This is a genomic window from Shewanella sp. 10N.286.51.B2 (genome assembly GCF_041469265.1).
Lineage (GTDB): Bacteria > Pseudomonadota > Gammaproteobacteria > Enterobacterales > Shewanellaceae > Shewanella.
The window spans coordinates 13,988-37,988 of sequence record NZ_JBFRKH010000075.1 but is presented as its reverse complement, the minus strand read 5'-3'; the positions used below and the strand labels follow the sequence as shown (position 1 = coordinate 37,988).

The 24,001-nt window shown below is 42.4% G+C and carries 19 protein-coding genes; 17 read left to right on the top strand and 2 right to left on the bottom strand.

Features of this window, described 5'->3' with window-relative positions; translation table 11 throughout:
- The 6 genes from AB4140_RS18385 to purF all read left to right on the top strand — a co-directional run.
- The coding region (locus AB4140_RS18385) for a FimV/HubP family polar landmark protein (RefSeq protein WP_372002122.1) at window positions 1-1,667 on the top strand (1,667 nt) is incomplete at its 5' end.
- 143 nt (window positions 1,668-1,810) lie between these two features.
- Window positions 1,811-2,596, top strand: coding sequence for a tRNA pseudouridine(38-40) synthase TruA (gene truA / locus AB4140_RS18380; RefSeq protein ID WP_372002120.1), 786 nt, complete (start codon window positions 1,811-1,813; stop codon window positions 2,594-2,596).
- Window positions 2,597-2,686: 90 nt separating this feature from the next.
- Window positions 2,687-3,988 carry a bifunctional tetrahydrofolate synthase/dihydrofolate synthase gene (gene folC, locus AB4140_RS18375; protein WP_372002118.1) on the top strand — a complete coding sequence of 434 codons (1,302 nt, stop codon included), beginning with the start codon at window positions 2,687-2,689 and terminating at the stop codon, window positions 3,986-3,988.
- Window positions 3,989-3,992: 4 nt separating this feature from the next.
- Window positions 3,993-4,619 (top strand): SPOR domain-containing protein, encoded by a 627-nt coding sequence (locus AB4140_RS18370; RefSeq protein WP_102437449.1) that lies wholly within the window; start codon window positions 3,993-3,995, stop codon window positions 4,617-4,619.
- A gap of 115 nt (window positions 4,620-4,734) precedes the next feature.
- Window positions 4,735-5,223: a CvpA family protein gene (locus AB4140_RS18365; RefSeq protein ID WP_076537127.1), complete on the top strand. Its 489-nt coding sequence runs from the start codon at window positions 4,735-4,737 to the stop codon at window positions 5,221-5,223.
- A gap of 39 nt (window positions 5,224-5,262) precedes the next feature.
- Window positions 5,263-6,774, top strand: a complete 1,512-nt coding sequence (gene purF / locus AB4140_RS18360) for an amidophosphoribosyltransferase (RefSeq protein ID WP_102476956.1) — start codon at window positions 5,263-5,265, stop codon at window positions 6,772-6,774.
- Between the two features lie 171 nt (window positions 6,775-6,945).
- Here purF and AB4140_RS18355 read toward each other — a convergent pair whose 3' ends face one another.
- Complete coding sequence (locus AB4140_RS18355; RefSeq protein WP_372002116.1) at window positions 6,946-8,904, bottom strand: multiheme c-type cytochrome; 1,959 nt, start codon at window positions 8,902-8,904, stop codon at window positions 6,946-6,948.
- Between the two features lie 403 nt (window positions 8,905-9,307).
- Between AB4140_RS18355 and AB4140_RS18350 the strand changes: the two genes are divergently transcribed.
- Window positions 9,308-11,293 carry a DNA topoisomerase III gene (locus tag AB4140_RS18350; protein ID WP_372002114.1) on the top strand — a complete coding sequence of 662 codons (1,986 nt, stop codon included), beginning with the start codon at window positions 9,308-9,310 and terminating at the stop codon, window positions 11,291-11,293.
- A 284-nt stretch (window positions 11,294-11,577) separates the two neighbouring features.
- Here the strand turns inward: AB4140_RS18350 and AB4140_RS18345 are convergent, their stop codons facing one another.
- Window positions 11,578-12,876, bottom strand: coding sequence for an alpha/beta fold hydrolase (locus tag AB4140_RS18345; RefSeq protein WP_372002112.1), 1,299 nt, complete (start codon window positions 12,874-12,876; stop codon window positions 11,578-11,580).
- A 269-nt stretch (window positions 12,877-13,145) separates the two neighbouring features.
- On the opposite strand from AB4140_RS18345, the gene AB4140_RS18340 reads away from it, so the two are divergent.
- From AB4140_RS18340 to AB4140_RS18295, 10 genes are all read left to right on the top strand, one after another.
- Window positions 13,146-13,790: an MBL fold metallo-hydrolase gene (locus tag AB4140_RS18340; RefSeq protein ID WP_102437439.1), complete on the top strand. Its 645-nt coding sequence runs from the start codon at window positions 13,146-13,148 to the stop codon at window positions 13,788-13,790.
- Between the two features lie 342 nt (window positions 13,791-14,132).
- Entirely contained in the window at window positions 14,133-15,176 is a 1,044-nt protein-coding gene (locus tag AB4140_RS18335; protein ID WP_372002110.1) for an XdhC family protein, read from the top strand.
- Window positions 15,176-15,808: a nucleotidyltransferase family protein gene (locus AB4140_RS18330; protein WP_303410781.1), complete on the top strand. Its 633-nt coding sequence runs from the start codon at window positions 15,176-15,178 to the stop codon at window positions 15,806-15,808. The genes AB4140_RS18335 and AB4140_RS18330 overlap by 1 nt, the downstream gene beginning before the upstream one ends.
- Window positions 15,809-15,811: 3 nt before the next feature.
- Window positions 15,812-16,276: a (2Fe-2S)-binding protein gene (locus tag AB4140_RS18325; protein ID WP_102531668.1), complete on the top strand. Its 465-nt coding sequence runs from the start codon at window positions 15,812-15,814 to the stop codon at window positions 16,274-16,276.
- A gap of 2 nt (window positions 16,277-16,278) precedes the next feature.
- On the top strand, window positions 16,279-18,522 hold the full coding sequence (locus AB4140_RS18320) for a molybdopterin cofactor-binding domain-containing protein (RefSeq protein WP_372002107.1): 2,244 nt from the start codon (window positions 16,279-16,281) through the stop codon (window positions 18,520-18,522).
- A 296-nt stretch (window positions 18,523-18,818) separates the two neighbouring features.
- A complete protein-coding gene (locus tag AB4140_RS18315) occupies window positions 18,819-20,321 on the top strand; it encodes a pepsin-like aspartic protease (protein WP_372002105.1) in 1,503 nt (500 codons plus the stop codon).
- On the top strand, window positions 20,318-20,884 hold the full coding sequence (locus AB4140_RS18310; RefSeq protein WP_372002103.1) for a GNAT family N-acetyltransferase: 567 nt from the start codon (window positions 20,318-20,320) through the stop codon (window positions 20,882-20,884). Before AB4140_RS18315 ends, AB4140_RS18310 begins: the two co-directional genes overlap by 4 nt.
- A 68-nt stretch (window positions 20,885-20,952) precedes the next feature.
- Window positions 20,953-21,753, top strand: coding sequence for an SAM-dependent methyltransferase (locus tag AB4140_RS18305; protein WP_372002101.1), 801 nt, complete (start codon window positions 20,953-20,955; stop codon window positions 21,751-21,753).
- 48 nt (window positions 21,754-21,801) lie between these two features.
- The gene (locus AB4140_RS18300; protein WP_372002099.1) at window positions 21,802-22,092 is read left to right on the top strand and encodes a hypothetical protein; all 291 of its coding nucleotides are present in this window, start codon (window positions 21,802-21,804) and stop codon (window positions 22,090-22,092) included.
- Window positions 22,093-22,142: 50 nt separating this feature from the next.
- Window positions 22,143-23,864 (top strand): diguanylate cyclase, encoded by a 1,722-nt coding sequence (locus AB4140_RS18295; protein ID WP_372002098.1) that lies wholly within the window; start codon window positions 22,143-22,145, stop codon window positions 23,862-23,864.
- Window positions 23,865-24,001 lie beyond the last annotated feature (137 nt).

The window sequence follows — 24,001 nt, the reverse complement described above, 5'->3', positions numbered from 1 at the left end:
TGGCTGATTTTGATTTACCGGCAGATGAAGCTATAACCGAAGCAGGCAGTGAAGCAGACGGTGAATTAGATAGCGGATCTTTACAGCAAACGCCAGAAACAGATACTCAAGATGACATCGACAGCTTACTAGCTGACTTTGATTTAGCGCCTGAATCATCAAATGTTGTCGATACACAGGCTGATGAATCTGCCAATAGCGCAGTTGATGATTCAGTTGATGATATTGACGCCTTACTTGCATCCATCGACGTTACTGATGATGTTGAAGGGGCAGAAGATTTTTCTGCCGAAATTGCAGCTGAATTAGAAAGCGATGTTGCCACCACATTAGATGACAGCGAGAATCTTGATGAGTTACTGGCAACAGTCGATCCTGAAAAAGAGTTTACTCCGCTAGCCACTTCAGATGTCGATGTCGAGCAGCAATTAGCTTCTGAGCTAGCCCAAATTGAATCAGAGCTTGAAATTGATAGCGACAATAGCGATCTTGACTCACTCATTTCAGATTTAGAAACACAAACCGAGTTACCTCAACAGACAGCAGAGCCTGAAGAATCATTTACTGGGGCAGATGATTTCGCCGCGCAAATTGCCGCCGAGCTTGAGCAGGAACAAGGCGAGCACGAACACGCCACCACATCGGATGCCGATTTAGATGCCTTGCTTGCTGACATGAATAATGAGCCAGAAGCCAGCCTTGCAGATACAGATACGCGCCAAGCCGAGCCACTCACATTTGCCTCTGGTGATGATGTCACTCTTGGCCTAGATGATGATCAGCACGATGATCCCCTCGTTAACCAGTTATTAGCGGCTGAGAAATCAACAGAGTCTAATAACGATAGCAATACAGATGCCGACGATCTTGATGCGTTATTGGCAGACTTTGATGTCGATAAGCTCGCCGAGGATGATGAACCGCCATTATTTTCAATCGATGAGTTTTCGGAGGACGAAAGAGGCTCTGAAGCTGAATTTGATAACATGCTGGCAGGCCTGTCAGCACTTGATGATGACTTAGCTGAAACTGATGCAGCTCCAGACACAGTCGCTGATAAAGACACTGACACTGACCATGACAGCAAGCTTAACGAAAACCCTGAATTTGAGCCAAAAGAGTCAGGCTTTTTTGATGATCTAAAATCAAAAAAAGCTGAGCCGGCCAAATTAGATTGGGAGTCAGAATTATTTAAACAAGCCTGCAACCAAGATGATGTTGATAGTGCAGATGAAGTTAATAGTGCAGATGATGGCAGTTATTCTCTTACTGAAGATAATTTAACTGTTGATGAAGCCCTTGCAGCCCTTGACGCTGAAGAAAAGCAATCAACACCATCTGAAGAGACTCTTAATACCTTTGAACAAGAAAACGGTTTCATCGATATTGACGTATTATTAAATGATGCCGATGAAATAGTTGAAGTAAGCGATCAGTACAAAGATGTTGAAGTGGATATGGGCGAAGTTAATGCCCTTATTGGCAATGCGGAAATGATTGATGTTGATGACGAAGAAAATTCAGTTAATGCCAAATTAGATCTGGCCCGAGCCTACATTGAGATTGAAGATGAAGATGCTGCCAAAGCATTACTCACTGAAGTCAAAATTGACGGTAATGAACGCCAACAAAGTGAAGCCTCAAAACTACTGAATGATATAAGCTAATCATAAAGTACATAAAACGGCGCAGTTAACTGCGCCGTTTTTGTATCAGGTATACAGACTCTGACAGTGGGTTGTGCTTTTGCATTACATCTTCAGTTAATTTGTTATAAAATGCGCGCACTTAAAATTAGAGGGTTTAATCAATGCGTGTGGCCTTAGGCGTCGAATACGATGGTAGTCAATATTTTGGTTGGCAAAGACAGAAAGAAGTTGATTCTGTGCAAGCGCAAATCGAAGTGGCGTTATCATCAATTGCCAATGAACCGATTGAAATTATCTGTGCGGGACGTACAGATTCTGGGGTACATGGAACAGGTCAAGTCATACATTTTGATACTCAAGCTAATCGAGCGATGTCAGCGTGGACATTAGGCGTTAATGCCAAGCTACCTGATAATATTGCAATCCGCTGGGCGAAAGAAGTGGATGAGACTTTCCATGCTCGCTTTTCAGCGACTGCACGTCGATATCGTTATATTATCAATAACAGTGAATTTAGACCGGGTATTTTAAATAAGGGTTTAACCCATTATCACTACCCACTGGATCACAATTTGATGCACCAAGGCGCGCAATTGTTTGTTGGTGAACATGACTTTACCAGCTTCAGAGCATTACAGTGCCAAGCCCATAGCCCGGTAAGAACCATTGAATTTGTTAATGTCACTCGTCAAGGAACATTCATTATTATCGATATTAAAGCCAATGCATTTTTGCATCATATGGTGCGTAATATTGTTGGCACCTTACTTGAAATCGGCCAGTCACATCAAAAAATTGAGTGGGTTAATGAACTTCTAGCATTAAAAGATAGAAAATTTGCCGCGCCGACATCAAAGCCCAATGGCTTATATCTGGTGGATGTGACTTACCCAGAGCACTACAACTTACCTAAGCCGCCAATGGGGCCGCTATTTATGCAAGATTAGACACTTAGCTGCTACTGATCGCTAAATAGTCGCATTTTTACTGTTTACGAAACAACAATGTGAGCATGGGACAAATTCAAAAGGGATACAATGAAGACAGATAATGACACGCAATTAACCGTTAAGCCTGCAAAAGACGCAAGCTTGTCCCAATGGTTAGATTATTTATTATCGATTCACCCCACTGAAATAGATATGGGCTTAACCCGAGTAACGGCCGTTGCTGAGCGTTTAAGTCTATTGTCCTTAGCTGACTCTAAAGTGATTACCGTTGCCGGAACCAATGGCAAAGGTACCACTTGCGCCATGCTTGAGGCGGTATTTTTGCAAGCCGGTAAAACGGTTGGGGTTTATAGCTCGCCGCACTTAGTTAACTTTAACGAGCGCGTAAGGCTTAATCATATTGACGTGACAGATGCGCAAATTATTGAAGCCTTTAGTGTCATTGAACATGCCCGCTCTGAGATCTCATTAAGCTTTTTTGAATTTGCCACCTTAACAGGATTATATATTTTCAAGCTGGCTAAACCTGAGATTATTTTACTGGAAGTGGGCTTAGGTGGTCGTTTAGATGCAACCAATATTATTGATGCCGATGTCAGTGTCATTACCTCGATTGATATTGATCATCAAGAGTATCTAGGTGATACCAGAGAGCTAGTCGGCCGTGAAAAGGCAGGAGTATTTAGAACTGAGTGTTTAGCGGTGATTGGCGAACCTGATTGCCCTAATTCCATAACCGAATATGCCCAAGCGGTTAATGCGTATGCTTATAGTGTTAATAAAGACTTTAGCTATGTTATTGCAAATGACACTAGCACAGATAACCGCTCAACTTGGCACTATAGCAGTGCTAATCGCAGCATAGAGGCTATACCATTACCGAGATTACCTTTAGCCAATGCCGCCACTGCCATTGCTGTTATTGAGCAGGCTTTCCCACAACTCAGTGATAACGATATTAAACAGGGCATTGCCAATGCCAGTTTGTCAGGCCGCTTTGAGCAAGTACTAGAACAACCAAAAGTGTGGGTTGATGTAGCACATAATCCCCATGCTGCGAAATACCTTGCTACGCAACTGCAAGGCTTTAAGCCTGCGCGCATTATTGCCTTATGCGGTATGTTAAAAGATAAAGATGCCGCTGCAGTTTTAAAGGAGCTTGAAGACAGTATTGATGAATGGAACTTTGTATCATTACCGGTTGAGCGCGGAAATGATGCTAAAACATTAGCCAAGGAGTTAAATACAAGCTTGTCTGCATCACAATTTGACTCAATGGATTTGGCTTGGCGCAGTATTAAGTCAAATATAAATGCAGATGATGTAGTAATTGTTTTTGGCTCATTTTACACTGTGGCAGCGTTTAGTGAATTATTAAAAAAGGGATAAAGATTTGTCTGGTCAATTTCAAAACCGTTTAGTTGGCACCATAGTGATCGTTGCTCTTGGGGTTATATTTTTACCTGATTTATTAGACGGTAAAAAGCAGCGCCAAGTTGAAGAGTTTACAGAAATTCCTTTACGCCCAGTGATTACTGAGCAAGCAAGCGATCAAATTGGCGAGGGTTACACTCCTGAAACCTTTGAAGTTGAAGAGATTGCAGCAACCCAAGATTTAGCTCAAGTTTCAGAAAAAACCAGCACTACACCAGCGACTAAAACTGACAGTGGAACAAAGTCAGTCACAAGCGCCAACACCGCAACCGCATTAACAGCAGTAACCTCAAAGCCTGAAACTGTTAAATCAGCCATAAAACAAGCTCAGCCCATCAAAGCGGGATTTACCTTGCAGTTGGGTGGTTTTAATAACGCTAAAAATGTTGAAGGCTTAGTTCAAAAGCTGCGCACTAATGGTTTTACCGCTTATACATTACCGACTAAACCGATTGATGGTTCTTTAACAAAAGTGTTTGTCGGCCCTGAACTCTCAGCAGATAAACTGAAAAGTTATCAACAAAAAATACAGAAAATAACCGGTCTTCAAGGCAAGATTGTGCAATACAATCCCCTAGAAAACTAACTATTCATCATTGTTTTTTTCAGCGCACAGTCAATTTATTCTGCTAGAGGTGTGAAACTTTTCAGTCTCTGTTAGAATCGCGCTGTCTTAACATCTATACCGGATCCCTCTCTCAATGGTTTGGATTGATTACGCTATTCTCATTATCATCGGCCTATCAACTGTTATCAGTTTGATACGTGGATTTGCCAAAGAAGCCATGTCGCTAGTGGTATGGTTCGCTGCTTTCTTTGTTGCTAGCCAATTTTATCAAGATCTCGCTGTTCACCTAACGCAGATGAATGACGAAATGCTTAGAAATGGCGTTGCAATTGCTATTTTATTTATCGCTACTCTCATTCTTGGTGCCTTAGTTAATTACATATTAGGCCAACTGGTGTCAAAAACCGGCTTGTCAGGCACAGACCGCGTATTAGGTTTGTGCTTTGGCGCGCTTCGCGGGGCGTTAATCGTCAGCGCAATATTATTTTTTCTGGATGCGTTTACCGGTGCTTCAAGTCAAGACTGGTGGACGGATTCAGAGCTTGTACCCCAATTTGGTGTGGTTATTCAGTGGTTTTTTGACTATCTGGAAAATACCTCCAGCTTTGTACCCAAAATATAAATATAAATATAAAACATCTTACAATGAGGAAGCTTACCCATGTGTGGTATCGTCGGAATAGTTGGTCTGTCATCGGTTAATCAAACCATTTATGATGCGTTGACCGTGCTTCAGCACCGTGGTCAAGATGCTGCAGGCATCGTGACCGTGGACAAAAATGCATTTCGTTTACGTAAGGCTAATGGACTCGTTAAAGACGTATTTGAAATCAAACACATGCAACGCCTTCAAGGTAATGCAGGTATTGGACACGTACGTTATCCAACAGCAGGCAGCTCGAGTGCCTCTGAAGCACAACCATTCTATGTTAACTCTCCATTTGGTATTTCCTTAGCCCATAACGGTAACTTGACGAATACAGTTGAGCTTGCTGAAGGACTGATCAAAAAGCGCCGTCATGTAAATACCACCTCAGATTCTGAAGTGTTATTAAACTTGCTTGCTGATGAGCTGCAAGAAACCCGCAGCTTAACCTTAAGCGCTGATGAAGTTTTTGATGCAATAGCGAAAGTTCATGCACAAACTCGCGGTGCTTATGCTGCTGCGGCGATGATTATTGGCCAAGGCTTAGTGGCATTTCGTGACCCATTTGGGATCCGTCCTTTAGTACTTGGTAAGAACGAAACCCCAACAGGTACCGAATACATGGTCGCCTCTGAATCAGTGGCACTTGATGCAGTTGGCTTTGAAGTGATGCGCGACGTTGCGCCAGGCGAAGCAGTTTATATTTCACTTGATGGTCAACTATTTACTCGCCAATGTGCGGTTGAGCCAAGCTATGCACCTTGTATTTTTGAATTCGTCTATTTCGCTCGTCCAGACTCGAGTATTGATAAAGTGTCTGTCTATGCCAGCCGTGTAAACATGGGGGCTAAATTAGGCGCAAAAATTCAAAAGGAATGGGAAGATTATGATATTGACGTGGTGATCCCAATTCCTGAAACCTCGTGTGATATCGCCCTAGAAATTGCTCGTGGAATGGACCTGCCATATCGCCAAGGTTTTGTTAAAAACCGCTATATTGGCCGTACTTTTATTATGCCGGGTCAGCAAGAGCGTAAGAAATCTGTTCGCCGTAAGCTAAACGCGATTAAAACTGAATTTACTGGTAAGAACGTATTGTTAGTTGACGACTCAATTGTTCGTGGTACCACCTCTGAGCAAATCATTGAAATGGCTCGTGAAGCTGGGGCTAAGAAAGTGTATTTTGCTTCAGCAGCACCTGAAATTCGCTTCCCGAATGTCTACGGTATTGATATGCCAACCACCAATGAGTTGATTGCTCATGGCCGTGATGCTGATGAAATCGCTAAAATCATCGGCGCTGATGGGATTATCTTCCAAGACTTATCAGACTTGGTTGAAGCCGTTGGAATGGAAAATCCAGAAATTAAGCGCTTTGAAACCTCAGTATTTGATGGTCATTACATCACTAACGATGTTGACCAGGCGTACTTGGATCACCTGACTCAACTGCGAAATGATGATGCCAAAGCCAATAATAAAGACATTGGTACTAACTTAGAAATGCATAACGTTTGTCATCCTTAAACGATACTTTCTAAGTAACTGATTAAAGCCAGCTAGCCGCTGGCTTTTTTGTTTTTCTTTTCCTTCAGTAATCGAAACTAGTACTACAGATAAAAAAATGCCTGAATCACTTCAGGCATTTTGCTCGGTTTATTGATGATGAATCAATCTCAGATTATTAATATAAAAATATTAGTAATTATGAGCTTCAGCTAGTCTTGCAGGGGAATGACATACAGAACATGATTCAGTGATAGGTGCAGGGTCAAATACGGCAAAGTCGCCACTTTCACCCGTGTGCATATCAGCTTCTGGAGTGATAGCCACATTGAAATCACCACCTTGTTGTATCATGTGATTTTTCGCAGCATCACCTGTATGACAAGTGGCACAGTTAGCAGAAATCGCCGTGATACCGTAAACACTGCTTTCATCCATACCGTTTAACACAACTGCTGGTGCTACATCTTCAAGGTCAATCATACCAGTGTGACAAGCCTGACAATCAACCGGCATGTTTTTGTCGGTTGTTGGCATGTCATTTAGACCACGGTCTTGCTTGTATGCTCCAAAGTGCATGTTGTGAACCAATGGTCCCCACGCCATAGCGTAGTCTCCTATGGTTCCATCATCCTGTGTTTTACCTGGAGCCCAGTTATAAGCAGAGTGACACTGAGAACAAGCATCACCACCTAAATCAAAACCACCTCGAGCAGAACCATGTCCATCCAAGCCCTCAGTGTGACAAGTTAGACACTTCATGCCATCAGAGCTAGTACGACGGACGTCTTTGATGTTCGATACCGAGATAGGGGCATTAGCAGGGTATCCCCAACGGTGAGTATAGCTAATACGACCATCTACACCACCGGCTAATACTTCACCTTCAACATAAGGTAATGCATGGGTAATGATATAGGTTACTTCACCGTTTTCACCAGCAATAGGCGCTGTTTTTGCTCGAGCAACATGACCTTCATCGCGACCAGGAAGCATCGCTTCGCCGTTTCTCATCACAGTTGCCCAACCATTAGGGCTAGCGTCAGTGAGTGCGTTAATGTCAACAACTTTACCTTCACTGTCAGTGGCTTTAGTTGTTACTTCGATGGTCGCTTTATCTTCGCTACGAACAACAGATATAATTTCAAAGTTATAACGGTTTAATGCTTCATCACGATTTGCACCGTTTTCATGTTCATGTTGGAACGAATTGTGACAGGTTGCACAATCAAGGTCAGTAAAGTTACTGTGATTAACAGTTAAATCTTTATCTGCATCTTGTAAATCAGCATGACAGGTTGCACAGCCATTGAGTGACGCAGTAAATACCACATCGTCAACGTGACAAGTTGAACAACGGTATTTATCCATTGAATAACTTGTACTTAATGAAGCATGGCCAGAAGCCTGTATCACACCATCATCGTCATATTTATAACCATGACCCAGCATTGCCATGGTGTTTTCAGCCCAGCCGCCATCTTTTTGTTCAGTTTGAGTGTGACAAACTAGACATGCTTCAACAATAATAACTTCTTGGTCATTGTCGATTGCATGGTGATGTTGATGCCAACCCCAAGTTGCGTTGCCAGTAGCATCTTCAAATTCACCGTGACAGGCGACACATTTAGCATCGTCAGTGGTGCTAACTTGTGCATAAGAATCGTTTTTGGTAAACATCACGCGTTTAGTACGTGGCATACCATTTTCGCCATTACCTGGTCGAATATAGCCAGTACCAATTGATTCAGATGTCGCAGCTTCATGTGGCATAGAAAGGTTATAAATACCCTCACCAGCGTGAGTTAGCGTACCCGGTGCGTTATCATCACCCGCAACCCAAGTCACATCAACAGTGTCAGCAAGTAAACCTGCTTCATTTTTGATGGTTGACATTAACTGGACTTTATCTAAATCTTCTACTGGAACCCCATCTTGGTTCTCCACCGAAAATTCAACATTCACGACACCCTCGGCATATTGCCATTCCATCACTTTTGCTACTGCTGATGTGGTCACTACTGGTGGCACCCAAGGTGCACCAGGCTCGCCAGGTAGGCCATCGTTTCCATCTTTACCATCATTACAAGCACTCATCCCCAGTGCAGTAGCCACAAGTAAAGCAACACGACATTTGCTCATTAATTTCATCTCATACTCCAAAATGTTTTTCTTACCTCTTAATGGGTAATTGGAGCGTAATGTAAAGATTGCTTGGCAACTGTTGACTAGGTCACAAACTAGGGTTATTACTAGTTTAATTGTTTATATTCAGTGATTTGAATATATATCGCCTAGCGGGTAATTCTGAAATTAAACTTAATATCCCGATATGTTTTTGCATTAAGATCACAATTTAAAGTAAATTTGTATTAATTTTTTTTGGTTAAATTTAGCGCCTTATAAGCGTGGTTTTTAATGCTTTGGCCTAGTGTTTTGAGTAGCAGCTCATCATTCTAAGAAACCTGCCATTGCATTAACAGTTGCACTTATTTTTGCTATTCGCTAAATTACACTGTAATTTCATACAGTGTTTTAAAAGTCTAATAAATCTATGATCCTCTATATTGCTGAAAAACCCAGTCTAGGCCGTGCAATTGCCGATGTATTACCAAAGCCGCATAAAAAAGGTGATGGTTTTATCATGAGCGCCAATGGGGATTGCGTGTCTTGGTGTATAGGGCATTTGTTAGAGCAAGCAGAACCTGATGTCTATGATCCCGCTTTTAAATCATGGCAATTAGCCCATTTACCCATAGTGCCGAGTAAATGGCAGTTAAAACCTAAAACTAATACCCGCTCACAGTTGAGCATCTTAAAAAAGCTCATCAAACAAGCATCGAGTTTAGTTAATGCTGGCGATCCTGATAGAGAAGGGCAGCTGCTGGTGGATGAAGTCATTTCCTATGCAGGTGTAAAGGCCGACAAGATTGCTCAAACCCAGCGTTTACTTATTAGCGATCTTAACCCTTCGGCGGTAAAACGCGCCTTAGGGCAATTGCGCACTAATAAAGAGTTTGTCCCCTTATCTACCTCAGCCTTAGCCCGCAGCCGCGCAGATTGGCTATATGGCATGAATATGACCCGCGCTTATACCATTCAAGGCAAAAAAGTAGGTTATCAGGGAGTATTGTCTGTTGGCCGCGTACAAACACCGGTACTGGGGTTAGTGGTAAGGCGAGATGAAGACATTGCCAATTTTCAGCCCAAAGCTTTTTATGAAGTATTGGCGCATTTACTGACCGATAACCAAGAAGGCTTTTCGGCTAAGTGGAAACCCAGTGAAGCATGTCAGCCATATATGGATGAAGAGGGGCGAGTGCTCGCCAAAGGCTTAGCTGAAAATGTGGTGGGACGGATAACTAACAAGCCAGCTGAAGTGACCAAACTTGAATCAAAAAATAAGCGTCAGAACCCCCCATTGCCTTATAGTTTATCCAGCCTGCAAATCGATGCCGCCAAACGCTTTGGTATGAGTGCCAAAGAGGTGCTTGATACCTGTCAGAGTTTATATGAAAGGCATAAATTAATTACTTATCCGCGCTCAGATAGTCGCTATTTACCTGCAGAGCAACATGGCCTTGCACCCCAAGTTATTCGCGCAGTATTAAGTAATGATGCAGGCTTAATCGCTAAAGCGGATACACCCAATGCCAAGCTCAAGTCCAAAGCTTGGAATGACAGTAAAGTTGATGCTCACCACGCGATAATTCCCACTGAAAAAAACACTAATTTGGCAAACTTATCAGCCAAAGAGTCGCAGTTATATTCTCATATTGCACGGCAGTATTTAGCCCAGTTTTACCCCGCCTATATTTATGATGAAACCCAAGTTGAAGTGACCATTGCGGGTGGCTTATTTACCACTAAAGCTAAGCAAGAGTTATCGTTAGGTTGGAAATGTTTGTTTGCGAAAATGCAGGGTAAAGATAATGCAGATGGTAGTGATGACGAAAATTTAGCGACCTTACCGCCACTGAAAAAAGGTCAACAACTCCATTGTGAGCGTGGCGAATTGCTTGAGAAAACCACTCAAGCGCCAAAACACTTTACTGATGCGACTTTGCTTGGCGCCATGACGGGTATCAATCGCTATGTCACTAACCCTGAAGTGAAGAAGATCCTAAAAGACACCGATGGCTTGGGCACCGAGGCAACCCGAGCAGGCATTATTGAATTACTGTTTAATCGCGGTTACTTATTAAGGCAGGGTAAATCAATCATTGCCACCCCAGTTGGCGTTGGCTTGATCCATTCATTACCAGAAACAGCCACCACACCGGATATGACTGCGCTGTGGGAAAGTAGCCTTGATGCCATAAGTCAAAAGCAGCTTAGGTATGATGCCTTTATGGAGCCATTGTTAGCGCAATTACAGCAACTGATTGAGCAAGCTTCAAATCAATTACCTACAGCTCTTGAGGGGATTAAAGGGCCTGGCTATAAAAAACGCCGCTCCAGTAGTGGCTATAAACGCAAAGGTGCAGCAAGCAAAACCTCTACGGCTAAAACTTCCCGTAAGCGCAGCTCGAGTAAATAAGCCGATAAAAGAGAGTTTGTATGAATAAATCATGGGGTACAGGTATTGCATCGCTCGCACTCGATTGTTCTTAAAGGGAATAGCGGAATTTCAGGCAAAAAAAATGAGTAAACCGAATCAGGGTTTACTCATAAAAATTCACTAGTTCACAACATAAAGGGCGGAACAGGTTAGATTATGGCCGAACTTACTTAACTGAAAATTAATTTAATCTGTCGACGTGCTGTGGAGTGTGATCGACTTCAATATTAATCAATTTAAAACTGAACATTAAATTACATTTGTTATCGAATGCTATCCTTTCGGCTCAATGAAATGAGTTTATCTAAAATATGCTCACCATCCATACGAATGCCATTATGCTCATATTCTGATGTTAGCCAATAGCTGAGGTTATTCACTAGCTGCGCAGTTTCAAGGCTGTAATTCATATCAACATACATATCTTCACTGTAAATAGCCGCAGTGACCGGGACGGTGTTTTGCAGTAACACGTCCACATCGTATAAATTGCTCCAATCTGATTTTTGCGCAATTAATTCTGCCACCTCTTTGAGAGGCTTTAACTGATTAAATTGTTCAAAGAACCATGGATAAATCATTTCGCCAGTAAACAGTAAGCGCTGCCCTTGTTGATAATTGAATTTAGGGAACTGCTCTCTGACTCTATGGGCTGACCAATTGGCCCCTTGTTGATGAAACTGCTGGCAATAGATCGATTCATGCAATAACGCGAAAATTGGGTTGGTGTTGTAATCCAAAAACTGACTAAATTGATGTAAAAAGAGCGGATTGATTGTGCGACCTTGGGCAGTCTCAATCATGGCTTGCTCAAGTAGGTAGTAGATGGCTTCAGGGCCTTGCTCCATACCAATATTAACCCCTAGCAGTTGTAGCATCTCAACGGTGAGCTTTTCACCTGTGGCCAGATAAACGTCATTTTCTGCAATATAGTCAGCCAGCTCTGCTGTTAATGACTCAGCATCTTTAAAGCGATGATAAAAATCAGCGTTTTTGGCAAGTACCCGTTTATAGGTTGCTTGATAGACGTCATCTGCTTGACGGGTTAATGATGGAATACCACCTGTGATAAAGGCTTCAGTCAGTGCTTGTGGCGCTGCGCTTAAATAGCGTAAAACACAAAAGCCGCCAAAACTTTGGCCTAAAATACTCCATGGCTGATTATTTGCTAATTGAGCTCTAATTACTTCAGCATCTCGAACAATGTTATCGGCTCTAAAGTGGCACACATAATCGGCTTGTTCTTGCGCGGTTAAATGCGCCAGTGTGGCGCTATTTAGTAAGCTTGAAAGACCTGTGCCGCGCTGATCAAGCAACAGCACTCGATATTCTTTTAGGGCGCGTTTTATCCAGCCACTATTCTCAACAGGGCGCACTGCACCAAAGCCCGGTCCACCTTGAAAATACACTAAATAGGGTAAGGATAAATCTTGGTTTTCTGTACTGACGATTTCCCGAACAAAAATTGATAATTGCTCACCTTCGGGCTGCTGATAATCTAATGGAACGCTAAAAAAGTGTTTTGTGGAAACGATCCCAGAAAGAATACTGTCAATTTGCATGGTGTGCCTGTGAAAATAGGATTCAGAAAGGTAGTATTGTATGAAGGTTAGTCCTTGGTCACAATGAAAATATGATGCTAATTAAATGAAGTGGTGATGTTAAATTATTCATTTGTTTGGGCAGCGATGCAAGCTCAGTAAAAATGCTTGTGTTCAAACCAACTAATTGGTTTTATTTTTTGATTCTTATAGATAGATCAAACATTTTATTAAGCTTTAACGCATAATAACTTGGTCGCGATAATTTTCTCAATTTGAGGATAGAAGTAATGAAGTACCAAATCATTCCAGTCACCCCGTTTCAACAAAATTGTAGTGTTATTTGGTGTGAAAAAACCAAACTGGCAGCCGTTGTCGATCCCGGTGGTGACATTGAACGTATTATTACTGAAGTTAATAAGTTAGGTCTGAGCTTAGAAAAAATCTTATTAACCCATGGTCATATTGATCATGTTGGCGGCGCGAAAACACTGGCTAATCAGCTTAATATTCCTATCATTGGCCCACATATCGCTGACCAATTTTGGCTACAAGGGCTAGCAAAGCAAAGCCAGAACTTTGGTTTTGCGCATGTTGACTCGTTTGAGCCTAGCCAATATTTAAATGAAGGCGATGAAGTGACCATTGGCGAAGAGCGTTTATCGGTGGTACATTGTCCCGGTCATACTCCAGGACATGTGGTGTTTCACTCTAATAAATCAAACCTTGCATGGGTTGGTGATGTGCTATTTAGAAGCTCCATTGGCCGCACTGATTTTCCGCAATCGGACCATCAACAACTTATCCATTCTATTACTCAAAAATTATGGCCTCTAGGGGAAAAAGTCAGCTTCATTCCAGGTCATGGCCCTATGTCGACTTTTGAAGAAGAGCGTCAGCATAATCCATTTGTTGCTGATCAATTATTGGGCTAGGCTCAAGCGTATTCATTTAGCTGCTGGGAATATTGTCCGGTGGCTTACGCAGCAAGCTAGCAGTGTAAAGTAAAATACACTGCTAGCTAAATTGGCATAAACCGTTACATTTTATCTTGCACCAGCTTCACATCCCTTAAACCAGCGACTAGCCTGACTTGCTGGTTCAAACATAGTTATTACTGCCCTTAAATTAATACAGTTAATACTTTGTTAAGTGCCATAAGGCTTTGCATTGTTTAGCGGCTTTGCTAGCTTATAGTCACTTAAAGCACTTATGCTGCTTTGATTAATTACTGCTGAGCGGTGTTTTCATATCAATCAGCATGCTGGCAGGGACTCATGGCACATCATTTATTATCATTGTTAGACACTTGGGCTGAAAAACCGCAACAAGACTGGACTTTAGCAGTCATTACGTCTGTTGAAGGTTCTTCATACCGCAAACCTGGCGCCATTATGTTGTTTGACCCTTTGGGGAAAACCTTAGGCATGTTAAGTGGTGGCTGCTTGGAAGCAGACTTACGTCGTCACGCACAAAAGTCCATACAAACCCAGCAAGTTCAGCAATTAACCTATGACGCCACTGATGAAAATGACACCAGTTACCAACTAGGTTGTGGTGGTTTGGTCAACATTATGATGGTGCCGCTATTAGGTGATAATCATTACCTCGGCTTAGCCGAGTTACATCACCAGCTGACGCTAGGTAAAAAAGGCTCGTACCAATTATCGATAGTTGAGCATCATAGCCATGCTGGCCAAGTCGTAGGTAAGTTCGTTGCTGATGACATAGTTTACAAGCAAACTGCAGCAGACATTATTACTGGTATTGTTACTGACGTGAGTTCTGACAATAACCTCAACTTGTTACGTATCCCAGTCAGAAGCCCATTTCATTTAGGGGTGTTTGGTGGCGGGTTGGATGCACAGCCTTTGGTGGCTATGGCGCAGCAGCTTGACTGGCAAGTCAGCGTATTTGATAGTCGCTCTGCGTATGCAAGAGGCTATGATTTTCCAGATGCTAAGATTTGTAAAAAACCACTAACGCAGATAGATTTGTTAGAAATACAACACCTTGATGCGGCCGTAGTTATGAATCATAACTTGGATATGGACGCTGCAGCATTAAGCCTATTGCAAGGAACAAACCTCGCTTATATCGCACTTTTAGGGCCAACTCATCGAAGAGATAAGGTGTTGCAAAAATGTCAGCTTTCAACTGATGATTTTAGTGGCTTTTTCTCAGCCCCTGCAGGGCTGGCATTAGGCGGAGAGCTACCAAGTTCTGTGGCCTTAAGTATCTTGTCTCAATGCCACGGGGTATTACATCACGGACTTAAGCGGCAAGGTGAGTTAAGTAATCTTGATAAGGTCATGCTTTGATGAATTTATTTTCTACTCCCCCTAATGTGGTCTCCGTGATGTTAGCCGCAGGGGGTAGTACTCGCTTTAATGGGGCAAAACTTGCCGCAACGTTAAGCGCTGATAATAACGCGCAAAGCCTAATTCAACAGAGTTATGCAATATTGAGTAAGGCGACAACCGAGTTAGATCTATCGCCACCAGTTTTGGTACTTGGCGGCCATAAAGACCTACTTAGTCCATTACTCGCCAATGACATTGAGATATTAACCAATCAAAACTGGCAATCAGGTTTGGCAAGTTCAGTGGCTATGGCGGCAAGTTATGCCCAATCACAACAGGCTGATGTATTACTACTGACATTAGCAGATCAAGTTGCCATCTCTCATTCAGATTATTTAAGCCTGTATGGGCTTTTTTGCCAATTTGGTAAAACCACTGCGGCTTATTACCAGCAAAGCCCCGGTGTACCAGCCATCTTTCTCGCCAGTGACTTTGAAGCATTACAGCAACTTGAAGGCGACAGTGGTGCGAAAAAAATATTAACACGACATTTAGAACAGCAACAATTGACTGTTTTGCCATTAGCGCAAGCGGCAATTGATATTGATACTCAAACCGATCTCAAGCAGTGGTTGGTCAACAAGGAGTAAGTTATGACACAACAAACACAAACGTTGCAGGTAAATGGCAAAAATTTTAGCCTTGATGCCGACCCGAATATGCCCATTTTATGGGCGCTGCGCGATATCTTAGGCTTAACTGGGACTAAGTTTGGTTGCGGCGCTGGCTTATGCGGCGCTTGCACTGTTCACCTTGATGGCAAACCGGTTAGAGGCTGCCTGACCAGTATTAAGCAAGCAGCAGGTAAGCAAATTACCACCATTGAAGGCCTTGAAGCTGACAAGTTAAAAGCGGCTTGGGTTGAACATAACGTACCGCAATGCGGTTATTGCCAAGCAGGGCAGTTAATGTCTGCAGCGGCATTATTAACCACGACAGCCAATCCAACAGAAGCACAAATTGATCAAGCGATGACCGGTAATATTTGTCGTTGCGGCACCTATCCACGTATTAAGGCAGCTATTTTTACTGCTGCTAACAGCAAAGTGGAGGCGTAATTATGACTACCTTTACCGCCGTAGAAAATATGAGTCGCCGTGGGGTGTTGAAGTTATTTGGCGCCGTAGGAGGTGGTTTAGCCCTTGGAGCATCTGGGCTTGCTTGGAGCCCAATGGCCATGGCAGAAGGCAAACAAGCGCAGCTAAACTTGTTTATTGCCATTGGTGAAGACAATAAAGTGTATTTGACCTGTCACCGCTCTGAAATGGGCCAAGGGATCAGAACGGGTATTCCTCAAGTATTAGCAGATGAGTTAGAAGCTGACTGGGAACAAATCGTCGTCGTGCAAGGTCTCGCTAACGAAGAGTTTGGCAGTCAAAATACCGATGGCAGTCGCAGTATACGTAAGCATTATCAGCGAATGCGTCAAATGGGTGCTACTGCCCGAGTCATGCTTGAGCAAGCTGCTGCGAATGAGTGGAAAGTACCGCCATCGCAAGTGTATGCCAAGGCGGGTAAAGTCCATGATAAGTCCTCCTCAAAGTCGTTAAGTTTTGGCGATTTAGCGCTTGCAGCAAGTGTATTAACTACGCCAGCACTTGATAGTGTGACTTTAAAGCCTGCGTCAAAATTTACCCACATTGGTAAATCTCCCGCAATTGTTGATATGGACGACATGATCAGCGGTAAAGCGGTGTTTGGTTATGATATTAAGGTTGAAGGCATGGTTTACGCCTCAATCACTCGCCCGCCAGTTTTAGGCAGCGATGTTGCCTCAATTGATGACAGTGCAGCAAGGGCGGTTGCAGGAGTGCTAGATGTTATTCAAATTCCTATTGCTAAAGGCGCGCCGTTATTTCAAGCCCTTGGCGGGGTAGCTGTTATTGCGAGTAACACCTGGAGCGCTATTCAAGGTCGAAAAGCATTAAAAGTAACTTGGACCGAATCAGCTAATAGCCGTTATGACTCTGATGCAGATTTAGCTCAGCTAGTGACTCGGGTTGGCCAACCTGGACAAGTTATTCGCCAATTGGGTGACAGTGTTACTGATTGGAATAAAGATAATAGCTTATCAGCGGTGTACACAGTGCCGTATCTCACCCATGCGATGATGGAGCCACCTGTAGCGGTCGCTTCAGTAACCAAAGAAGGTTGCGAGCTGTGGGCATCAACTCAAACGCCCCAAAGCACTCAGAAAAATGTTGCCGGCACTTTAGGGCTTAAAGACGAGCAAGTTAAAGTCAATGTCACCCTACTTGGTGGTGGTTTTGGACGTAAATCTAAGCCCGATTTTAGTGTAGAAGCGGCGATATTATCCAAGCAACTGAATAAGCCAGTAAAAGTCAGCTGGAGCCGTGAAGATGAAATTCAAAATGGCTATTACCATGCAATTAGCGCTCAGTATTATCAAGCTAAGTTTGATAACAACCAAGCGCCACAAGCATTACTGGCTCGCAGTGGTTTCCCGTCTATTAGTTCAACCTTTGCTGAAGGCGTTGATATGCCATCGGCTGGCGAATTGGACCTGGGCTTTTCCGATATGCCGTTTAATTTACCTCAAATTCAATTAGAGTCAGTGAAAGCCACGGCTCACTCTCGTATCGGTTGGATGCGCTCTGTGTGTAATATTCAACACGGTTTTGGTATCGGTAGCTTTGTCGATGAACTGGCGGTCAATGCAGGTAAACCTTGCATTGCAATGTGGCGTGAGCTGCTCGGTACGCCACGCTATGAAAAGCTTGAGAACCAAATCGTCAAATACGGTAACTATGGTGAAACCTTAGATGATTTTCCCATCGATATTGGTCGTTTTCTTGGTGTTATCGATGCGGTAGAAAAAGCGATGGCGAAACACCCTAAAGTCAAAGACGGTCAAGGCTGGGGTTTTGCAGTACATCGTAGCTTTGTCAGCTACGTGGCGGTTGCGACATTAGTTGAAGTTAACGGCGATAACCTCAAGGTTTTAAAGAGTATCGCCGCCATTGATGCGGGTACAGTGGTTAACCCTGATAGAGCGCACTCGCAAACAGAAGGTGCGGTTATATTTGGTTTAAGCCTCGCGATGATGGGCGAGATTAGCTACAAAGACGGTAAAGTGGAGCAATCAAACTTCCATAACTATCGGTTATTACGAATGGGGCAATCACCTGAAATTGAAACCATTGTCGTGGCATCAAGCGAAAAACCCGCTGGTGTGGGTGAGCCCGGTGTGCCGCCTGTGGCGCCAAGTTTAACCAATGCGATTTTTGCTGCTACCGGTAAGCGCTATCGTGATTTACCACTGAATAAAGTGTTAAAAATGTAACTTTAGCCAGCAAGTTTAAACGCCCAAATTGGTGATAGAATTTGGGCGTTTTTTTGTAAGTATTTTTAATAACAAAGTATAAATAACACTGAAATTTGCAAGACCAGCACAGGCTTTATTGAAGTGAGCACATATTCGATTTAGAAGGTCAACAGTGACGCTTTTTGTAAAAAAGGGGCCATGCTAATGTTTTGGCTAAGAGTTAATTAAAACAAGTAAGGTAATTTTATTTAATATAAGCTAAAGCTAAATTATCGATTTTAAAAGTAAACCTCAACAGCACAGGACTGCGACACATGACAGCAACACATCCATTGGCCTTACCTCTCATCAATATTTATGCAAAAGGCGGTTACACAGTAAAGTTACATATTGGCAGTCAACAAACGGAAGTGAACTTAATTGTTGATTCAGGTAGTAGCACATTAGTTGTCGGTCAAGTCGCTTATCACCCCGAAGATGATACAGATTTAACGGCCACCAGTTTTGCTCAGGAAGTGACTTACGGTATCGGTGGTTGGGACGGGCCTGTCATAAATACGAATGTCACCATAGGCAATGATACATTTTCATTTACTTTGAATCCGTGTCCTGTAGCAGTGGTGTCTTCGCTGGCACAACGCAAAACATTTGGCGAAGCCAATGGTATTTTAGGCCTAGCTTACTATCAACTGAATTCAAGCTATGACCTGCATGATTATTTAGTTGAACGTAATGTTTCCCCGCCAGTTACCTATCCTTGGCCATTTTCAGAAGAGGATTCGGTTTGCCCAAATGATACTCATCACCACACTGATGAACATCAGCACTTTAGTAGCAATGATTTAACCCGCTTTAAGGCTTTTTTAAAAACTCAGCCAGAGCAGGATATTTTGCCGTATTTTACCCAGTTAGAAACTCAAGGATTATGTGCAAACAAGTTCGCTTTTTACTCTCAGCGATCCAGTGTGCATGTGGCAAGTGCAACGCCATCAAAAGCATCACTTGCTGCAGATCCTTTAAATCAGGGCTGGTTAATTCTTGGTGGTGGCAAAGAGCAAACACACTTATATCAAGGTCAATTCAAGCACATAAAGGTTGAACATAACGTACACTACAATGTCACCTTAGTTGGGATTAAAGTGGGTGACTTTGCGCAAATTAATGCCGCCGATCTTAAACCTGAATTTGCCTACTACTTAACCAATGCAATTATCGATACCGGCACTAGCGGTATCATGTTAACCGATGTGTTATTCGAGGGGTTAAAGCAGAACTTACACACACTGACTCAAACTGTAGCGGCGTCCAAACCAAACAAACACACTGGCATTCCACAGGATTTTTTAAGCTTAATTGCGCCTTTTACTGACCTTGCAGCACAAGAAGTGGGAATTGATGCCGAATTACTGGATTTAACGCAGTGGCCAGATATTGAGTTTATTTTTGCGGGTCATTCTGAGTGTGATGGTCATGGCGGTGCGCCAGCTTCTCATACTCACTCTCAAACTCAAACTCATACTCAAACCAATAGTCACCAACCAGAACCCATCACATTAACTTGCAAGCCCCATGATTACTGGCAACTTAATAGTCCTTTACAAGGTAAAGCGTGTTTCAAAATTATTGGCAAGTTACCTCAGTGGGGTAATCAGTCATTAATTGGCTTACCGCTACTCAACAATTACTACGTTATTTTTGATCGGGAGGAGCATAAAACTGGAGTGATTCGTTTTGCAGAGCAAGTACCCTTTGAATCAAAACTGGTGCAAGGGGCAGCCAAACATCAGCTATCAGTATCAACGAGTGCGGTTAAATGAATTACAGCTTTAACACTCAACGTCTGTCGATGCGATTAATACAGCAAGGTGATTTTGACATCTTTGTGCAGCTTTATTCCGACCCTAAGACAATGCGAAAAATATGCGCCCCTTTTGAGCCGAAGCAAATCAAACAATTTTTCGAAACTGCCATTCAAAATAACCTTACCCCAACAAAAAAATACTGGGTTTGGGTCATCGAACACAATAACCAAGCAATCGGTTTACAAAGTTTATTTGCACAACAAAATCAATCGAACCGCGCAGATATAGGCATTATGTTACTAAGACAATATAACGGTAAGTTACTTGCTGAAGAGGCGACTATCGGCTTAATTAGTTTTGGTTTTAGTCAGCTTAAATTCGAACGAATTTACGCTCAATATGACAGCACCAATTATGCAACCCATAGGATTACCCAAAAGTTGGGGTTTATTAACGAACAGCCAGAAGCTGATATCACTGGTAAAAAAAGCACTAAAGGTAAAACCCAATACATCAGTAGTTATGTCACCGCAGAAACTTGGCAAAAATCACTGCCAAATCATATTAATACCTGTTAAATTGTTACCATCAAGGTAACATTGAAGCAACATTAGCTGTAATTATTAAGGCGTGAGAATACACTCCAATGAATGGATCTTTAGTTTGCGTAGGGTTAGGAATGACGCTAGGGGCGCATATTTGCCCTATTAGCAAGAGCCATATTGATAAAGCCGACGTGGTATTTTCTGGTGTCTCTAACGGTATTGTCGAGTTATGGCTTAAAGAAATGCACCCCGATGTCCGAAGCCTGCAAGTCTTCTACGATAAAGGAAAGTCTCGCCACATTACCTATAAACAAATGGTTGATGCCATGCTCGAACAAGTCAGAGCGGGTAAAAAAGTCGTTGGCGCTTTTTACGGCCACCCAGGCGTATTCGCTCAAGCTCCCCATGTCGCTATCGAACAGGCAAAACAAGAGGGGGTTGCTGCCAAGATGATCCCCGGTATTTCTGCTGAAGACTGTTTATACGCTGATTTAGGCATCGACCCTGGTCGCGTTGGTTGCCAACATTTTGAAGCAAGTCAATTTATGTTCTATCAACGCAAAATTGATGCATCTGCTTACCTCGTATTATGGCAGGTGGGCGTTGCTGGGGATAAGTCATTAGAGCGACTTGAGACAGGGCAAGCCCATAAGCAACTGCTAGTTGAGCTGTTACTTGAAACATACCCCGCAGACCATTCGGTCATATTGTATGAAGCGGCAGTGTTACCGATTGATAAGGTTCGCCAACAGCATATCCCAGTTAACGAACTAGCCCAAGTTGCTATCCATCAACATACCACATTGGTGATCCCACCTTCAGAAAGTATGAAAGTTAATACCAAATTACAAACTCGACTGCTTGAGCTTGAAGCTCAATTAAGTCACCACCAAGCAAGTTAATTTGTAAATATAAGCTGGATTTACAAGACATCATTTTAAGGAGAAAACATGTCAAACATTATTCAATTACTCGAGCGTATGGGCCAAGATGCGGACTTACAAAATCCACTTTCATTAGCGGATGCGATTTCAACATCCAATTTAACTCATGAGTTAAAACAGGCATTATCAAGTAATGACATCACTAGCTTAGAAAAGCAGCTTGATATTTGCCCTGATATTGTTTGCATGATGCTTCCTGCAGAAGGTGAAAAACCAGCAGAGGATGAAAAACCTGCTGATGAAAGCCAGCCTGAAGATACAGATAACACCATTTCAAATATCAAACTCTCAGCTTAAATAGCTATCAGCATAACTTACAGGCGAAAATAAAAATGGATCTAAAGTTGATGAAAAAGTTTGTTTTTATTTTCGCACTATTTATTTCAACATCGCTAAACGCAAATTACATCGATGATTTGTTAGTTAAGGCTGATAATCTTCGTAGTAGCCACCCAGAAACGTTTCAGACAATATTATCAGAACTAGAACAAGCACAGCTGTCTCAGCAACAACAAGGGCATTACCACTACCTGCTGGCTTATCAAAAATCATTTAAAGGTGACTTTAAAGGCGCGATAGCGCTCTATACCGATATTGTTGATAACGATCAAACATCCACGTCGATTAGATTTCGGGCAACGATATCACTGGTTAACATCTATGCTATATCGAAAGATTGGAATCAAGGCCTAAAGCATCTGCTCATTAGCCAAAGCTTATTGCCCGATATTGTAGATAACGAAAATAAACAACGTGGATTACTCATCAATGCCATTTTTTATAATCAAATTGGTCAATATGAGCTAGGTGAAGAATATGCCAGTAAGCTATCTGATTACGTCACAAAAGGCCGTAATCACTGCATGGCGGCGCAGCTTTCATTAGAAGCCAAGTCTAAGCTCAATTTACTTGACTACGACAGTCCACTTTTTAATGATGCCATTGAGTCTTGCGAGCAGGCCCAAGAGCCTGTAGTGCTGAGTGGGATTTATACCTCTAAGGCTTCATTATTAATTAAGCAAAATTATCATCAGAAAGCGTTAGTGTTATTGCTAAAACACCAATCGATGATTGAGCAAACCCAATACACCCCAATATTATCCTATTACCATGGATTGCTTGCTCAAGCCTATTTCGACTTAGGTGAAAACCAGCAGGCTAAAAAAATGGCTTTAAAGACATTAACTTATACTGAAACTTTAGGCAGTTCAGAACCAGAAGTGATTGCTAATAAAATATTGTATAGCCTTGCTGAACAAGCGAATAACCCCATTGAGGCGCTTAAATATTATCAACAATTTGCCGAAGCGGATAAGGCTTACTTGAATGATATAAAAGCCAAACACTTAGCTTATCAACTCGCAAAACATCGAGCTGCTGAGCAACAAAATAATATTGAGTTTTTACGCCAACAAAACAATTTATTATTGCTAAAACAAAAGATTGATACCGTTGAATCAGAAAATAACCGTTTATTTATCGCACTGCTCATTTTGTGTGTCACCGTATTACTAGGGATGATTTTCAGAACCAAATCGACGCAAAAGAAACTGCGTCATCTAGCGCAAAATGATGCTCTAACCGGATTGTTTAATCGTCGCTATTTCACTCAACGTGCCACTATTGCGATTGCCAGATGTAATAACCTCAAGCAGTCAGGCAGCTGTATATTGTTTGACTTAGATAGGTTCAAAAACATCAATGACAGTTATGGCCATAAAACAGGGGACTGGGTATTAAAAATGGTCGCTTCAGAGTGCAAAGAAATAGTCCGTAATAAAGATATTTTTGCCCGTGTTGGCGGTGAAGAGTTTTGTTTGTTTTTGCCCAACTGCAGCATAAGCGATGCATTAGTCATCGCTGAAACCTACCGAGCCAAACTTAATGCAATCATCACTGATGAAACAGGGTTTAATTTTGAGATAAGTGGCAGCTTTGGGGTGAGTGACTTCAGCACTTCTGGTACATCATTAGATAAACTGATTGCTGATGCTGACCATGCCATGTATCAAGCTAAGAAATCTGGCCGAAACAAAGTTTGTGCATCAACTGAAACTTATGCTGATTAATCTAGGCATCAATAAAGCCACCTTGGTCATTTAAAGCGAGGCAGTTATCAAAAAGCCTAACTACTATATACTTAAGGTGTAGTTAGGCTTTTTAGGACAAGACATAGGAATGCCAACCTTAAGGTTTTACATTCGCA

Bases quoted from the DNA above. Each gene is read 5' to 3' on its own strand.
- AB4140_RS18300 (WP_372002099.1), top strand. From the start codon at position 21,802: ATGTCAAACATTATTCAATTACTCGAGCGTATGGGCCAAGATGCGGAC.
- AB4140_RS18335 (WP_372002110.1), top strand. From the start codon at position 14,133: ATGGCACATCATTTATTATCATTGTTAGACACTTGGGCTGAAAAACCG.
- AB4140_RS18295 (WP_372002098.1), top strand. From the start codon at position 22,143: ATGAAAAAGTTTGTTTTTATTTTCGCACTATTTATTTCAACATCGCTA.
- AB4140_RS18345 (WP_372002112.1), bottom strand. From the start codon at position 12,876: ATGCAAATTGACAGTATTCTTTCTGGGATCGTTTCCACAAAACACTTT.
- AB4140_RS18330 (WP_303410781.1), top strand. From the start codon at position 15,176: ATGAATTTATTTTCTACTCCCCCTAATGTGGTCTCCGTGATGTTAGCC.
- AB4140_RS18315 (WP_372002105.1), top strand. From the start codon at position 18,819: ATGACAGCAACACATCCATTGGCCTTACCTCTCATCAATATTTATGCA.
- folC (WP_372002118.1), top strand. From the start codon at position 2,687: ATGAAGACAGATAATGACACGCAATTAACCGTTAAGCCTGCAAAAGAC.
- AB4140_RS18305 (WP_372002101.1), top strand. From the start codon at position 20,953: ATGAATGGATCTTTAGTTTGCGTAGGGTTAGGAATGACGCTAGGGGCG.
- AB4140_RS18310 (WP_372002103.1), top strand. From the start codon at position 20,318: ATGAATTACAGCTTTAACACTCAACGTCTGTCGATGCGATTAATACAG.
- AB4140_RS18320 (WP_372002107.1), top strand. From the start codon at position 16,279: ATGACTACCTTTACCGCCGTAGAAAATATGAGTCGCCGTGGGGTGTTG.
- AB4140_RS18355 (WP_372002116.1), bottom strand. From the start codon at position 8,904: ATGAAATTAATGAGCAAATGTCGTGTTGCTTTACTTGTGGCTACTGCA.
- AB4140_RS18365 (WP_076537127.1), top strand. From the start codon at position 4,735: ATGGTTTGGATTGATTACGCTATTCTCATTATCATCGGCCTATCAACT.
- AB4140_RS18350 (WP_372002114.1), top strand. From the start codon at position 9,308: ATGATCCTCTATATTGCTGAAAAACCCAGTCTAGGCCGTGCAATTGCC.
- AB4140_RS18325 (WP_102531668.1), top strand. From the start codon at position 15,812: ATGACACAACAAACACAAACGTTGCAGGTAAATGGCAAAAATTTTAGC.
- purF (WP_102476956.1), top strand. From the start codon at position 5,263: ATGTGTGGTATCGTCGGAATAGTTGGTCTGTCATCGGTTAATCAAACC.
- truA (WP_372002120.1), top strand. From the start codon at position 1,811: ATGCGTGTGGCCTTAGGCGTCGAATACGATGGTAGTCAATATTTTGGT.
- AB4140_RS18340 (WP_102437439.1), top strand. From the start codon at position 13,146: ATGAAGTACCAAATCATTCCAGTCACCCCGTTTCAACAAAATTGTAGT.